The sequence below is a fragment of the Terribacillus aidingensis genome (assembly GCF_040703035.1).
Lineage (GTDB): Bacteria > Bacillota > Bacilli > Bacillales > Amphibacillaceae > Terribacillus.
Map to the genome: position 1 here is coordinate 236016 of NZ_CP159996.1, position 15102 is coordinate 251117.

Genomic DNA, 15102 nt, shown 5'->3' on the forward strand with positions numbered 1-15102 from the left:
GTGTAAGCAGCTTTTTAGTGTAGAACTTTCAAAAAAGGCAGCACATAATGTGCTGCCTTTTTTCAATGCTTTGTCGCAAGCTGTGGTATTTGTAAACCGGACTGCTTCTTATGGCGGACCAGACGCTCGAGATGCTTCCGATACAAGAACATAACTAGCATATGGATAGGTGCCTGAGTATATTTATAGACGAACCAAGGCAAGGAAGGTAAGTATTCGTGTATGGCCACGACCATCTCCTGCTTTCCTGGTATTTGACGAAATTCAATGCGGCCCCGCTGGCTTTCTTTTACATTCGCGAACAAGCCGCCAGTAATGTAATACAATGCGCGGTGGGGTGTACTTCTTTCTTTGGCGTAAGAAAGTATCAGCAGCGGCTGCTTGGTAAATGTCAGATAGATTTTGCAGTTAAGCTGATCATCAACCTCGGTCCGAACAAAAGGTCGCAGGGACTCGGATACCCAGCTCATGTAATGCTTCGCTGCCCATCCTGCATCTCTGCCAGAAGGTAGCGGCATGCGTTGTACAGAGCGCACGTCCTGGCGAGGCGGTGGGGAAGGGAGCGTCAGCTTTTTACTATGCTTGGAATCTTTACTTTTCTGCTCTTCATCCATGGCAGTCTTGGCAGCTTCATCAAAAGGAATTTGACCATTACTGATGCCTTCCACGTAGTGTGAAGGTTGCGCAACCATAGGGTGCGTTAGACTTTCAATCAGTGGGTAGACAGTTTCCTTGGGCATACCGCTGATAAGTTTTACCCAAAGACGAGACAGTTTGATAGTTGGAAATGGCACATGTATGCTTAGGAATTTCTTGCCCATTACGCGGGAGATGTGTTCCAGCATTTCCTTGTAAGTCATAACCTCAGGTCCGCCAACATCGATCGCTTTATTTGCAACATCTTTGTTGCCGACGCTTTTTTGTAAGGCAGTCAGTACATCGGCAAGGGCGATTGGGTGTGTCTCAGTTCTTGTCCAGTTTGGAAGCACCATGACGGGAAGCCGTTTGACCAATTTTTCAGCAATCGGAAAAGAAGAGCCTTTCGGACCGACGATTAATCCAGCTCGGACTGTCGTCACAGGTACGCCGTAAGATCCAAGAATTTTTTCTACTTCCAATCGGCTGCGAAGATGACGGGACAGTTTTTCCTCCTGCGGTATGATTCCGCTTAAATAAACGATTTGCTTCACGCCGTTTTTCTTGGCTGCTTGGGCAAAGTTATCGGCCAAAATGACATCCATATCCTCAAATCTCGCCTGTGTGAGCTTGGCGGATGGGCTCATCGAGTGGACAAGGTAGACGGCGATATCTGCTCCTTGAAGACCCTTTTCGGTATCGATCTGGGAAAATAAATCGCATGACCGCCATGTTACCTGTTCAGTGTTCTCCCGCTTGTCACCGCTCCGTGATAGGGCGATGACGTCAAAACGCTCTTTCAATTTATCCAATAAATGACTGCCTATGTAGCCGCTCGCTCCTGTCAAAGCGACGACGGGGCGTTTTTTCTGTTCGGTTTGCATGATATACCGCTCCTGTCTTCTGGTTCTTGTGTTTAATCGTACCCTTCTTTCTCGTACCTGTAACAAAAAAACCTTCTCTGTAGTCAGAGAAGGTCAATTCGGTGCAAGCTTGGCTGCATCATTTGTGTTATAAAGCTGGATAAGAGCAGACTGCAGCTGGTTGAGCTCCCGCTGTAAATCGAGCTCATCATACCTTTCAAAGGATACTGGCTGCCGTGTTGTAAGACTGGTCATAATGCTGCCAAGCTGGTTTTGAATTGCATCATATTGAGTTTCCGTTAACTTATCTTTGTTCTTGCGGAGGGACATGAGCAAATAGCCTGCGTGCTGGGCGTGCATGATGGCTGGCCATAACACCTCTGCCTGCTGCTGGGAAGCCGAGAAATCGCCAAGACTTCGATCATATGCAGCGCGTAATTCAATCAAACTGTTCATCAGTTTCTTTGTATGTCTCTTTTCCTGATCTCCTGAATGAACTGCACGAAGGAGCTCCTGCATATGGACAATTGTTTCTTTTAATATGATCGGGAGGAAGCGGGTATGGATACCACGCCATAAAAGCAAAACAGCGATTATGGCAATCAAGCTTCCGACAATTGTATCGACAACCCTCGCTGTCACAAAATAGCTGACAGTATTGCCTGGATTCATTGTTTCTACCAATACAAGAACGAGAGGCGCAATGAACATATTAGCAAAAACGTAGTTTCGGACAATCACCAGTTCCACACAAAGCTGCAGCAGACCGACAATAAGAATCAGATAAAAGCCTGATGGTTCCAGTGATAAAATCAATCCGCCTATTACGGTACCGACAATGGTGCCGAGAGAGCGCTGGATTGCCCGATGAATAGTGAGCGTCGTATTTGCGCCAATAAGTACAGCTGCACAGGCTACTGGCACCCAATAAGGTCGGTTGAATCCCAGGCTATGTGCCAGCAGCGATGCAATCATAATAAACAGTCCGTAGAATAAAGCGTGCCGAACAGTGATGTTCTTACGTGAAATACCATTACGAAGAACAGTCCACGCGGATTCTTTCTCAACCTGGATTGATTCCTCTGCAGTTGCTTGTGAAGCAAGATCATATGCCTGTTCCAATTCAAGCTGGAGATTGTGGACTACTGTCTGTTCCGACTTTGTATATGCAGGCCAGTTGCCTTTTGCGTCTTCGAGTGCATCAATCACCGCGGTCAGCTGCTTCTCAAGTGAGATTCGCACATCTGAGCTAAGGTTTTCATTATTGAGCTGTGTCAATGTATAGAAAATATCTGCTGCCAGCTCATGTAAACGCAGTGTAGATGGCTGCCTTTTGGATGCATAGATGATACGATCGGCTTGTCTTAACGTCAGGACAGTAAGATGCTGCATCTGATAGAAAGCTGGTGTTCCAGCGGATTGCAGCATTGCCATAAGCTGTCTGTAGGACTTGTTAAGAACTTGTTCATCGTGGTTCTTTTTCGTCCAGAGCCAGCTTGCCATGGCTAGAAGCCAGGATAGTGCTCCGCCAAGCAGGACGTAAAATCCTCGTTCCCACGCGCTATTTGGGTCTAGTGGCAGCCCTGTAGCCATACAGAATATCAGGACGAAGAACATTGGACCTGGAATGAGAAGCTGCAAGGTGTTCAGGACATAAAAGGCTATTAAGCCGATAATACCTGCGACTATAGAGAGTACAATTGTATACGGAGCAAGCAAACTTCCAAGCACCATAGCGGCAGCAAGGCATATAGCCACGGCAGCTAGTTTTTTTGCTCGTTGTTTAAACGTTTCTGCTCCTATATATAAGAATGTGAAAGCGCCAAGCGCGGCTGAAAATCCATGGATGATGTCCCCCAGTAATAAACCGATCAATATCGGCAGGCAGGTGGCAAGACCTGATCCTATTGCCCGGTTCCAAGGATAGGCAGCAGATCTGACACGTAATGCATCTCGCAGACTAAGCCGTGCAGGCGCCTGTGGTAAATGATAATCCTTCAAGTAAATCCCTTCTTTTCTTTCCATGATACCCATAAAAAAAGGTCATAATCAGAACTATTATATTGTAATGCAATTCACAAACTAATTCAAACGGGTGAAGTACTTTGTGAAAGAATTTCGCATAAAAATACCTGTAATCAAATTTGTTGCAAGGCATCCATTTTTACTTTTTAATGTTATGATGTTATGTGATAGAAGAAATCTATCATCTTATTTCTGTAATAAAGGAGCGATAGTGAGATGGCAAAAAAGAAGAAATCCGCAGGCAATACATCAGGAGCTGCTTCTAAAGCATCCAAGGTCATTGTTTGGGTTATCTTGGCGATTGTCCTTTTAGTAGTGGCACTGGTTCTCATTAATAATTATACAGGGTCTTCCAGTGATGAGGCGCAGGACATCGACTACAGCAGTCAGCCTTTCCTCGGCGATGAAAATGCCCCGGTTAAAATAGTTGAATTTGGCGATTACAAATGTATCCACTGCCAAGAGTTCCATCATAATAATTTCCCTGTAATCGATCAGGAATTGATTGATACTGGTAAGGCTAGCTTCTATTTCATGAATATGCCGATCATTAATGCTGACTCAAAGAAGGGCGCACAATTCAGTGAAGCAGTTTACCAAGTGCTTGGAGATGATGGATTCTGGAAATTCCACGATGTTCTCTTCGCAGAGGATTTGAACACAAGCTTCACGGATGATTTCCTGATGGACAAGCTTCGTGAAGTAGTCAGCGATGAAGAAGCGGAAGAAGTGCTGCAAGTGTACAACAAGGGAACCGATGATGCTGTTTCAACAGATACAGAACTTGCAAATGAACTTGGTGTGCAAGGTACACCTACTATCTTCGTCAATGGAAAACTATTCGAAGGTCAAGATATGAACGATTTGATCGACATGGTAGATGAGGAAACGCAGGAGGCGAACTAATGAATAAGAGCCTGTTATTTGCCTGGATAACGGCAGTCATTGCAATGCTGGGCAGTCTCTATTTCAGTGAAATCATGAAATTCGTGCCATGTACACTATGCTGGTACCAGCGTATCCTCATGTATCCGCTGGCTATCATACTAGGTATTGCATTTTATAAAAATGATGTTCGAATCTATAAGTATGTGCTGCCGCTTAGTATTCTCGGAATACTAATTTCAGGCTATCATTACCTGCATCAGAAAGTGCCTGCTTTAGAAGGAGCGAGTCTCTGCTCCAGCGGTGTACCGTGCTCAGGTCATTATATCAACTGGCTCGGGTTCATAACGATTCCGCTGCTGGCATTCACAGCTTTCGTGATTATCACAGTTTGCATGTTCATCCTTCGCAGAAAACATGCATAAGAAAAAGCATTTGCCATTTTCGGCAAATGCTTTTTTTCATAGGATGGTGATGTTCAATAAGGAAGGAATAAGCAGGCCTCCCCAAATCAATGTCATACCGGCAGCCATGATCATGCCGATAGTCGAGAACGTACCCTCTTGTTCACCATATTCCATTGCTTTGTTAGTGCCCACTCCATGGGCTCCCATTCCAAGCGCCAAACCACGTGCAACAGGCGATTTTAATGCCATTAGCCGAATAACATAAGGGCCGATGATACCGCCTGTAACGCCAGTCACAATAACAAAGACGGTCGTCAAAGTCGGAAGGCCGCCAATCGTTTTTGATACTTCAATCGCAATTGGTGTTGTAATGGACCGTGGCAGGATACTGATCAGTAAATCGCCATTGAAGCGCATAACAAGACTCAAAAGCAAGGAAGAACCAATTGCTACCAATGTACCGGCTGCAATGCTTGTTAGAATGATCATGATATTCTTACGTAACAGAGGAGCATGTTTGTAAATTGGTATAGCAAAAGCAACTGTGGCTGGGCCGAGCATATGTGTCCATAAACTTGAAGATAAGGCGTATTCACTTGGCTCTAAATGTGCCATCTGGATAATGCCGATAAGAATCAAAGGACACAGCAGCAGCGGATGGAAGAATGGCACTGGCCATTTCTTGTACACAACTTTTGAGGCGCGGTAGATGACGTAGGTAACAATGGTGCCTATTAAGATGATAAGTGCGGTAGTCATTGTGTGTGTCCTCCTTTTCTTTTTCTTCTATACAGCTTCTCAGCAGTGAATCCAGTAGCGGCCATCACGATGAAGGTGCTGATAAGGATCAGCAGCACAGTCTCCAGACCTTGCCAGTTTAATATCTCCTTATAATTCAGGATACCAACAGCTGATGGGACAAAGAAAAGCAGAAGTTCAGCCAACAGCCAGCCCCCTGCTTTCTCGATCCATTCCAGTTTGACGATGCCTGCAAATAAGCTTAGTAATAACAAGACCAGACCTACGATAGAGCCTGGTACCGGAAGAGATAATATATGTGCTAAGCCGACACCGGCAAAATAAAATACGTGAATGATCGCTAGCTGAGAAAGCATGGTAATCGTTTTTCGTACCATAAATCTTCCTCCTAACAGAAAGTTATCCATAACTTTTATTGATAACTCCATCATACTGCGGTCTCACGTATTCGTAAAATACATATATATTATATTGTCTATAACTTTAAGTTATATTGACTTAAAGGAAAAACTCAATGAAACGCCTTCCGGCATAGGAAATATACTTGTCCTTTTTTGTGATGATTGCCAGGTTCCACGGAATGGAAGGCGTTAAATCGATAATGCGGATATCAGCATTATAGGTTCGGTTACAAATGGATTCAGGAAGCAGGCTGACTCCTAAGTTGGCTGCGACCATTTCACTGATGAAATCCCATTGCGCGCTTTTGAAGAGGATATGTGGTTCGAAGCCTTCCTCGATGCAGCGTTTCCGCATAATATCGTGCAATGCAAATTCCTCATTATAGAAAATGAAGTCTTCATCCTTTAATTCCTTCAGCTCAACTAATTCCCTATCAGCGAGTGGATGGTCGCGATGCACCATCAGCTTCATCTCTTCCTCTACAATCGGATAATAGTTGAACTCCGTTTCATCAAGGGGCAGAACAGCAACGCCAAGCTCAAATTCTCCTTCGTCTACTGCCTTTACGACACGGGCAGCCCCATATTCGGTAATATTGATCGTGACATTCGGATAGGTCTGGTGGAAGCGAGCCATTACCTTTGGAAAGAAGAGACTGCCTATAATCGGCGGAATTCCGATCGTGACAGCTCCTTGCTTCAGATCAGTAAGATCTTGGAGTGTCGTTTGCATTTCGTCCAATTGGGCAAGTACTTGCTGACCATAGGTATGTACTACTTTGCCGGCATCGGTCAAGGTAGTGGATTTGTTCGTACGTTTGAATAAGGTGATTCCGAGTTCTTCTTCCAGACTCTTGATTGTTTTACTGAGAGCAGGCTGAGATACATGCAAGCTTTCTGCTGCTTTTGTCAGTCTCTTCTGTTTCACAATTTCGATCAGATAGCGTAGCTGCCGCAATTCCATAACGATACCGTCCTTTCTTAAGTTCAAGTATACCCATTTCTCTATAGAAGGAAAATGCTATAATACAAGCAACAACTGATAGAAGGAGTCCTTTTAATGGGATATGAGATAAAATCGTTAACAGCAGATGATGCGTATGCAGTTTTGCATTGGCGCTATTCCCCGCCTTATGATCTCTATAACCTCACCTATACGGAAGGTGCGGTCATGATGCTCATGGTAGGTGATTATTATGGAGTCTACGAAGACGGGATTCTGCTTGGATATTTCTGTGTTGGAGATGATGCTCGAGTGCTTGGCGGTGACTATAGTGACCAGACCTATTTGGATATAGGAGTAGGCATGGCACCTGAAAAGACCGGACACGGAAGAGGCTCGCAGTTCTTCACTGAAATACTCAATTGGATCAAGACAAATATCGAGCAGGACCAATACCGGCTAACAGTAGCAGCTTTCAATGAACGAGCTGTCCACCTTTACGAAAAGGCTGGTTTCCGAGAGGTAAATCGTTTTAACCGCGAGTCCGATGGCTTGCTGTTCCTAATCATGACAAAGAGCCCATGCTGACATGGGCTTTATTTATTCTAACGCGCCTTCTGGATTGTAAACAGAAATATCGATATCGGTTTCTTGCCCTAATATCAGCTTGGTGAGCTGAGAGGCAACAAACGGCCCCATTGTAAGGCCTGACGCACCTAACCCATTCATTACATAAAGATTTTTATGCTTTGGCAGACAGCCGAATACCGGGAGAAAACCAGGGGTAAATGGCCGGAATCCAACCCGAGTCTCAGCCAGTACAGCTCCTGCTAATTCAGGGGCAAGCTGCATAGCCTTACTCAGTACTTCATGTACTCCGCCGGCCGTGATTTTCGTATTCATCTCTGTATCATTCTCGTGAGTGGCTCCTACTACCATTCTGCCGTCTGGGAATGCGAGCAGATATTGATCATTAGGCGGTATAATAACAGGCCAAGTCTCTGTTTGGGCAGCATCCAGCTGTAAATGACAGATTTGGGCTTTTTGGAAGCTGACTTGCAGTGAATAGCCTAACGGTTTCAAAAGCTCTTTGGCCCAAGCTCCGGCTGTGACGACAACTTGATCAGGTATCCATTCTTCATTGCCGGCCGTGACGACAATTTGTCCAGCTGTCAACGATAGGTGAGCTTCGGCTGAAACAAAACGAGCGTTATATTTCTTAGCTGCCCGATGCAAACTATTACGTAAAGCCCGACCATCGACACGAGCGGCTCCGCTGACGTGCACTGCACCAAACCCGGGGGCTAGTAATGGGAAAAGCTGGCGCACATCCTCTTCTCCCAACATGGTGATGGCTCCCATTTCCGGAGCGTCGTCTCTTCGTTTTTCTGCCCGCTTTTGCATGGCTTCTAGTTTCTTGGGATCCTGATGCAAACTTAAGGCACCTACGCGGGCATAGCCAGTTTCTTCTTCACCATCAAGCCGGAGTTCTTCAATAATCTCCGGATAATAGCGGGCTCCCCCTTTTGCCAGCTCATACCAATCTTTGTTGCGCCGCTGGGAGAGCCACGGACATACGATACCTGCTGCAGCGTCTGTCGCTTGTCCTTGGTCAAAGCGATCAATCACCGTAACTTGCATGCCGGCCTTGGCGAGCTTATAAGCGGTAACGGATCCTGCTATTCCTGCTCCAATAATTGCTATATGCATGTCGAACATCCTTTTCTTCATTTAGCTACAATATACCATAGCATATTCACCCTTTTTTCAGTATTATAATCGAATGATATATAGTATAAGTGAGATGTAAAACAAAACTATTAAAGGACTTAATAGACATGGCGACTAGAAGTAGAAAACTGTTTCATCGTATAAAAATCAATCCGCCGCAATTTTTTGCGCTGGGATTTCTTATGTTAATCGCATTGGGTACGTTTCTTCTGATGCTTCCGATGGCGACAGCGGATCGACACCATCTTTCTTTTATTGATGCGCTGTTCGAGGCAACTTCAGCTGTATGTGTGACAGGGCTGGTAGTGGTCGATACACAGACCACCTTTACTTTATTTGGCCAAATTGTACTGTTGTGTCTTATCCAGATAGGCGGATTAGGATTTATGACACTCGCAGTATTCATCGCATTGCTGCTTCGCCGCAATATAAGCTTTGAGGAGCGGCATTTAGTCAAAGAATCACTCAACCAGAATTCGTACGAGGGTATTGTTCGGATGGTGCGGTTTGTTCTTTTATTCACTGTTATTTGTGAGGTGATTGGAACTATTATCCTCGGGATTCACTGGGGGAATGAGTTTGGCTATCCGAAATCTTTTTATTACGGACTCTTTCATTCAATATCTGCATTCAATAATGCCGGATTTGATATTATGGGGGATTTCAGCAGCGTGACTGCTTATGTTGGTGATCCGATAGTCAATCTTACGTTGACAAGTCTTCTGATGTTAGGTGGAATTGGCTTCATCGTCGTAGCTGATATCTTACAGAAGAAAAAAGGGAAACGACTGATGCTCCATACAAAAGTTGTTTTATGGATGTCTGCTATACTTGTCGCTATCGGGACAATATTAATCTATTTATTGGAGTATGGTAATCCAGCCACTATCGGAAGTATGCCATGGAATGAAAAACTATTAGCTTCTTATTTCCAGGGTGTAGTTCCGAGGACTGCTGGTTTCAACTCGCTGAATACAGCTGATCTGACATTAGGATCACAGCTGGTAACTATGGCGCTTATGTTTATCGGCGGCGGAACTGGAGGAACGGCAGGGGGCATTAAAGTCACCACATTTGCCATATTGCTTTTTGCAGTATGGGCACTGATCAAAGGAAAGCAGGAAGTGAATATCAGAAATAGACGGATACCAGGAGATTTAGTTTTCCGGGCATTTTCGATCACGACATATTCTGTCCTCCTTGTATCGCTATTCGTGTTTTTGCTTGCTATTACGGAGAAAGGTGCTGCACTCAATTATATTGCGTTCGAAGTACTTTCTGCTTTCGGGACGGTTGGGATGACACTGGGATTGACGCCGGAGCTTTCCGAACCGGGGAAGATGCTTCTTACCCTCCTCATGTTCATGGGCCGTGTTGGGCCGATTACAATAGCGTTCGCATTAGCTTTCCAAATTAAGAAGACTGCTGTGCGAAATCCGGAAGAACGAATCATTATCGGCTGATATCGGTGGTGTATCCGTTTTCGGTTTCTCAATTCTTTGTTTTCAGATAAAATAGAACTACATTATTAAGGTATTAGAGGAGTGACAAACTTGGATAAGAAAGAAATAGAAATATTAGAGCTATTAGAGAAAAACGGCAGAATGGATGTACATATGATAGCGCGGATGGTTGAGCTGTCCGTTGAGGAAGTAGAAGCTGCTATCCGAAAATTCGAGGAAATGCAGATTGTTCATGGTTATTCAACGCTGATCGATTGGACGGAAGTGCGGGGCTATGAAGGTGTGACCGCTATGATTGATGTAAAGGTAACGCCTGTTCGAGGCAAAGGGTTCGATGATGTAGCAGAACGTATTTATCGCTTCCCTGAAGTGAAAGCTGTCTATTTGATGTCAGGCGCATACGATTTGTCTGTATCAGTGGAAGGAAAGACGATGTCACAGGTGGCCCGCTTTGTATCGGAAAAGCTATCCACATTGGATACAGTTATTTCGACGACTACGCACTTCATCCTGAAAAAGTATAAACATGATGGCATCATCTTCGGTGAGGATGACAATAATGATCGCAGAATGCCGGTGAGTCCATGAGTCTGGATACAAGCCGCTTCATTGCGGAGCATGTCGATGCTTTGAAACCATCCGGCATCCGGCGTTTCTTCGACTTAGCTTCGACAATGGATAATGTTATTTCCTTAGGGGTTGGTGAGCCAGATTTCGTCACGCCCTGGAATGTGATCGAAGCAAGCTACCATTCACTCGAGCAAGGGTATACAGCCTACACAGCGAATGCTGGACTGATGGAGCTGCGTGAACTGATTTCTGATTATCTCAAAACGACATACTCTGTGAGTTATCGTCCGGCAGATCAAGTGATCGTGACGGTAGGGGCCAGTCAGGCAATCGATATTGCGCTGCGTGCTATCCTTAACCCGGGTGATGAGGTTATCATTGTCGAGCCGTGTTTTGTTGCTTATGCTTCGGCTGTTTCATTGGCAGGGGGCGTACCAGTCTCTGTCGGGACGAAAGCGGAGAATGGCTTCAAGCTGCAGCCAGAGGAATTAGAGAGTGCCGTTACGCCAAAAACAAAGGCAATCATCCTATGTAATCCGAATAACCCAACGGGCACGATGCTGAATCGTGAGGAGCTGCTGCCGATTGCAGAGCTTATAGAAGCACATGACTTGCTCGTCCTTTCCGATGAAATATATGCAGAGCTGAGCTATGAAGCTGATTACGTGAGCTTCTCCAGCTTACCGAATATGCAGGATCGCACGATTCTTATTTCGGGATTTTCCAAATCGTTTGCAATGACAGGCTGGCGTCTTGGTTATGCCGCGGGACCTGCTGAACTGATCCAGGCAATGACAAAGATTCATCAGTATACAATCATGTGTGCGCCGACGATGGCCCAGTACGGTGCAGTTGAAGCGCTGCGCAGCGGAGCAGCCAGTGTAGAGCATATGAGAAAAAGCTATCGTCAGCGGAGGAACTTTGTTACATCAGCTTTCGAAGAAATGGGCTTGATGACGAACCGACCAGGCGGAGCTTTCTATATCTTCCCATCCATCAAAGAAACCGGAATGAGTTCCGAAGCCTTTGCAGAAGCATTGCTGATTGAAGAAAAGGTTGCCGTCGTACCTGGAAGTGTATTCGGGGAAAGCGGAGAAGGCTATATTCGCTGTTCTTATGCTACTTCGATGAAGCAGCTGACAGAAGCAATGAAACGGATCAAGCGTTTTGTTGAAAAGCAGCAAGCATAAAAAAGACCCTCTCGTATGAGAGGGTCTTTTCGTTTATTCGTTCAATAGAAGTCTGTCGCGGCCAAACTGGAACCAATCTTTAACAACTTGTTTTTGGTCCTTGTCGAGACTAGTCAATCCTTTATCGGATTCTGCTGCGAATACAGCATCACCATATAATTTGCCGAGTTCATGAACATGGTCATTGTGACGCTGGAAAATAGTAAAGTTCAACGGATCATTTTCCGTAGCACTTTCATTGCTGACGACAACAATACCGTCAACCAATCGTGTCATGATAGGTGAACCGCCGACAAACTTCTGAATGCCTTGTGGGTCTGATGGTACGGACTTTGCTGCAAAGTCTCTTTCTGGTTTTAGTACTAATGCTGATATTTTTGCCATGTGGGTTCTCTCCTTCGAACGCTTTTATTCCATTAAAGCATAATAGGATGCGCTTCGCTATTACTCTGCTTTTGTCGGAACCCAGCCTTTTGTTTGCAGGATGATATTCCAAAGCGGATCTGGAATGCCATGATGATCTTCGCGGGCAGGGTCGATCAAACGGATGATTTCGTCTTCGCGTCCTTCTTTGAGCTTTGTAACGAACTCAGGATCGATTAGCAATTCACGTCCCATAGCAACCAATTGGACACCTGTTGCTTTCGCTGCGGCTACATCTTCAGCGGAGTATAAGGATCCAACACCGATCAATGGTAGTCTGTCATTGATTCGTTCTTTGATCAAATCGATACGTTTTGCATTCGTATCTGCACCGCGTCGTGCTGTAGAATGGAAGTCCATCAAGGATACATGCAGGTAATCCAATGGTTTTTCTGCAAGTGCATCAATTAACTCGAACGTTTCTTTCATCGTCAATCCAGGTGTTTCCGGTTCCTCCGGGGAGAAACGATATCCTATGATAAAGTCTTTGGAACCGTGTTTTTCTACAGTTTCTTTCACTTTATCGATGACAGCTAATGGGAAGCGCAAACGCTCGCCCCATTCATCATCACGACGATTGGAGAATGGAGAATAAAACTGCTGAATGATATAGCCGTTTGCACCATGGATTTCGACACCATCGAAGCCTGCTTCGATAGCGCGGCGAGCAGCTTCACCAAAATCGTCTACGATTTGCTGAACCTCTGCTGTTTCCAATGCGCGCGGAGTAGCCGCTCCTTCTTTTTCAACAGCGCTTGGAGCAACGATATCTCCATTAGGTACAAGATCAGCAACTGCTTCGCGCCCGCCGTGGTGTATCTGGATGATCGCTTTTGCTCCTTCAGCCTTGATTGTGTCAGCCTGTTTCTTCAAGCCAGGGATGTCTGTATCACGAGCCACGGAAGGCTGTCCAGGGAATGCCTTCCCGCTATCAGAAACATTGGATGCAGCAGTGATGACCAAGCCGATATCCTTGGAACGCTGTGCGATATATGGAAGTTCCTGATCAGAAATCGTACCATCAGGATTGGAAGAGTAATGTGTCATCGGAGCGAGTACGAAGCGGTTTTTCAACGTAACGCCATTTGGTAAAGTTAAACTCTCGAAAAGAGAAGCGTATTTTTCATTCATGGGAATCATTCCTCCTTTGTATGGACTATATTCTAGAGAGTTGTGAAAAAGGTAGCAAACAAAATGCTCATTCGTAAGCGAGTTATTTTTTGTAACAGCCATCTGCAAAAAAATCTATGGCCATGCTATACTGTTGAAACAACAAAGACAGGAGCAACGATGGTATGTTGAACAAATATGATTATTATTATGGTGCCTTCCTTTCCAAGCTAGTATCCATGCAGATTGTACCTGCGCTGATCGAGGAAAGTAAGGAAAGGCGCGTATACCAGCTGGAAACAGGTTCGAATCGGATGAAAGTGTACTCGAAGTACGCGACAAGTTCGACTAATACGTGGAATTTCCGCTTCTCGGATGAGGAACGGGAACGTCTGCTGCAATGGTCTGAAGAAGAACGGCATCAGCTGTTTGTCCTGATTTGCAGTAAGAAAGACCTTCTCGGCGGAGAAATCGCAATCCTGACATTCGACCAGCTGCTTGCGTGCATGGATGTGCGGGAGAAATACAAAGAAGCCAGCTGCCGTGTTGCAATCAGGAAAAAAAAGCATAGCCCATTCCTTTATGCTTATGGTACTTCCTGCAGCTTGGATGATGCCTTACCGCTAACGCGTAATTTCGCGGATTTATTATTGCATACTTCGATACCAGAGCCCGTATAAAGAAGTGTATAGCAGAAAATAGCTATACACTTTTTCTATATAGGAAAGAAAGCGGATTCAAAAAAGTTACACAAAGGACTAATTATCTATTACAATGGCGTTATGAATAAAAAAGGAGATTGTCTATGGGGAAATCCTTTTCTGTCCAAAAAATACTCAATAATAATGTACTGATAGCCGAAAATGAGGATTCAAAAGAAGTCGTCCTGATCGGTAAAGGCGTCGGTTTTGGGAAGAAATCAGGCAGTAAGCTGGAGGAAGGCGAATTTGAAAAACTGTTTGTGCTTCAAGATGAAAAGGAGCAGAACAGCTACAAGCAGATGCTGGATCATATCGACGAAGAACTGGTTGCGGTTATGAATGATGTCATTTATCTAATCGCAGAGCGGATGGAGCAGCAATTAAATGAGCATATTCACATCGGGCTGACCGATCACTTAGCCTTTGCAATGAAACGACTGGAGCAAGGCTTGGATATCAAAAATCCTTTTGCAGTGGAAACGAAATTCATCTATCCGAAGGAATATAGCGTAGCTAGTGAGGCTGTATCACTTTTAAATGAACGGCTCGGCATCCAGCTGCCGGAAGGTGAAATCGGTTTTATTACGCTGCATATTCACAGTGCTTGTATCAATCAGCCTGTAGGAGAACTAAGTCAATATACAAGGCTGATTGCGCAGATGTTCCAGGTGATCGAGGCAAGTTTAGCTATAACAGTCGATCGGGAAAGTATTGATTATATAAGGCTTGTCCGTCATTTCCGTTTTGCAATCGACCGGATAAAACGGGGTGAGGAAGTTCGAGAGCCTGATAAGATCATGAACCTATTGAAAACTGAATATCCACTGTGCTATAATACTGCTTGGAAGCTAGTCAAAATATTACAGCAAACGTTAAAACGTCCTGTACAAGAAGCAGAGGCAGTCTATCTCACTTTGCATCTGTACCGTTTGACCAATAAATTATAATGTGCATGGCATTTATGCGTGTAACTGAACTGATCAGGCATGAGGATA

The 15102-nt window shown here is 44.8% G+C and carries 16 protein-coding genes; 8 read left to right on the forward strand and 8 right to left on the reverse strand.

The annotated features are described in order from the left end of the window. Window positions 1–62: 62 nt before the first annotated feature. Together ABXS78_RS01340 and ABXS78_RS01345 are read right to left on the reverse strand one after the other, a co-directional pair. A complete protein-coding gene (locus tag ABXS78_RS01340) occupies window positions 63–1520 on the reverse strand; it encodes an NAD(P)H-binding protein (protein ID WP_366248593.1) in 1458 nt (485 codons plus the stop codon). Between the two features lie 93 nt (window positions 1521–1613). Then, window positions 1614–3500 (reverse strand): FUSC family protein, encoded by a 1887-nt coding sequence (locus ABXS78_RS01345; RefSeq protein WP_366248594.1) that lies wholly within the window; start codon window positions 3498–3500, stop codon window positions 1614–1616. A gap of 240 nt (window positions 3501–3740) precedes the next feature. Between ABXS78_RS01345 and ABXS78_RS01350 the strand changes: the two genes are divergently transcribed. Together ABXS78_RS01350 and ABXS78_RS01355 are read left to right on the forward strand one after the other, a co-directional pair. Next, window positions 3741–4430, forward strand: coding sequence for a DsbA family protein (locus tag ABXS78_RS01350; RefSeq protein ID WP_366248595.1), 690 nt, complete (start codon window positions 3741–3743; stop codon window positions 4428–4430). Beyond that, the gene (locus ABXS78_RS01355) at window positions 4430–4834 is read left to right on the forward strand and encodes a disulfide oxidoreductase (protein WP_366248596.1); all 405 of its coding nucleotides are present in this window, start codon (window positions 4430–4432) and stop codon (window positions 4832–4834) included. Before ABXS78_RS01350 ends, ABXS78_RS01355 begins: the two co-directional genes overlap by 1 nt. 36 nt (window positions 4835–4870) lie before the next feature. On the opposite strand, the gene ABXS78_RS01360 is transcribed toward ABXS78_RS01355, so the two are convergent. The 3 genes from ABXS78_RS01360 to ABXS78_RS01370 form a co-directional block, all read right to left on the reverse strand. Beyond that, window positions 4871–5575, reverse strand: coding sequence for an LrgB family protein (locus ABXS78_RS01360; RefSeq protein WP_366248597.1), 705 nt, complete (start codon window positions 5573–5575; stop codon window positions 4871–4873). Then, entirely contained in the window at window positions 5572–5952 is a 381-nt protein-coding gene (locus ABXS78_RS01365) for a CidA/LrgA family protein (RefSeq protein ID WP_038557742.1), read from the reverse strand. Before ABXS78_RS01365 ends, ABXS78_RS01360 begins: the two co-directional genes overlap by 4 nt. Window positions 5953–6073: 121 nt before the next feature. Then, window positions 6074–6940, reverse strand: a complete 867-nt coding sequence (locus ABXS78_RS01370) for a LysR family transcriptional regulator (protein ID WP_095223883.1) — start codon at window positions 6938–6940, stop codon at window positions 6074–6076. A gap of 96 nt (window positions 6941–7036) precedes the next feature. On the opposite strand from ABXS78_RS01370, the gene ABXS78_RS01375 reads away from it, so the two are divergent. Next, complete coding sequence (locus ABXS78_RS01375) at window positions 7037–7507, forward strand: GNAT family protein (RefSeq protein ID WP_366248598.1); 471 nt, start codon at window positions 7037–7039, stop codon at window positions 7505–7507. 12 nt (window positions 7508–7519) lie between these two features. Here ABXS78_RS01375 and ABXS78_RS01380 read toward each other — a convergent pair whose 3' ends face one another. Next, entirely contained in the window at window positions 7520–8629 is a 1110-nt protein-coding gene (locus tag ABXS78_RS01380) for an FAD-binding oxidoreductase (RefSeq protein WP_366248599.1), read from the reverse strand. Between the two features lie 128 nt (window positions 8630–8757). On the opposite strand from ABXS78_RS01380, the gene ABXS78_RS01385 reads away from it, so the two are divergent. The 3 genes from ABXS78_RS01385 to ABXS78_RS01395 all read left to right on the forward strand — a co-directional run bounded on the left by ABXS78_RS01385 (window position 8758) and on the right by ABXS78_RS01395 (window position 11873). Then, complete coding sequence (locus ABXS78_RS01385) at window positions 8758–10113, forward strand: TrkH family potassium uptake protein (protein ID WP_366248600.1); 1356 nt, start codon at window positions 8758–8760, stop codon at window positions 10111–10113. Between the two features lie 90 nt (window positions 10114–10203). Then, window positions 10204–10701, forward strand: a complete 498-nt coding sequence (locus tag ABXS78_RS01390; protein WP_366248601.1) for an Lrp/AsnC family transcriptional regulator — start codon at window positions 10204–10206, stop codon at window positions 10699–10701. After that, the gene (locus ABXS78_RS01395) at window positions 10698–11873 is read left to right on the forward strand and encodes an aminotransferase (protein ID WP_366248602.1); all 1176 of its coding nucleotides are present in this window, start codon (window positions 10698–10700) and stop codon (window positions 11871–11873) included. The genes ABXS78_RS01390 and ABXS78_RS01395 overlap by 4 nt, the downstream gene beginning before the upstream one ends. A 33-nt stretch (window positions 11874–11906) precedes the next feature. Here the strand turns inward: ABXS78_RS01395 and ABXS78_RS01400 are convergent, their stop codons facing one another. Then, complete coding sequence (locus tag ABXS78_RS01400) at window positions 11907–12257, reverse strand: hypothetical protein (protein WP_095223889.1); 351 nt, start codon at window positions 12255–12257, stop codon at window positions 11907–11909. 60 nt (window positions 12258–12317) lie between these two features. Then, the gene (locus tag ABXS78_RS01405) at window positions 12318–13427 is read right to left on the reverse strand and encodes an NADH-dependent flavin oxidoreductase (protein WP_366248603.1); all 1110 of its coding nucleotides are present in this window, start codon (window positions 13425–13427) and stop codon (window positions 12318–12320) included. A 164-nt stretch (window positions 13428–13591) separates the two neighbouring features. Between ABXS78_RS01405 and ABXS78_RS01410 the strand changes: the two genes are divergently transcribed. Next, window positions 13592–14086 (forward strand): hypothetical protein, encoded by a 495-nt coding sequence (locus ABXS78_RS01410; RefSeq protein WP_366248604.1) that lies wholly within the window; start codon window positions 13592–13594, stop codon window positions 14084–14086. Window positions 14087–14211: 125 nt separating this feature from the next. Then, window positions 14212–15054, forward strand: coding sequence for a PRD domain-containing protein (locus ABXS78_RS01415; protein WP_366248605.1), 843 nt, complete (start codon window positions 14212–14214; stop codon window positions 15052–15054). The last annotated feature ends 48 nt before the right edge of the window (window positions 15055–15102 follow it).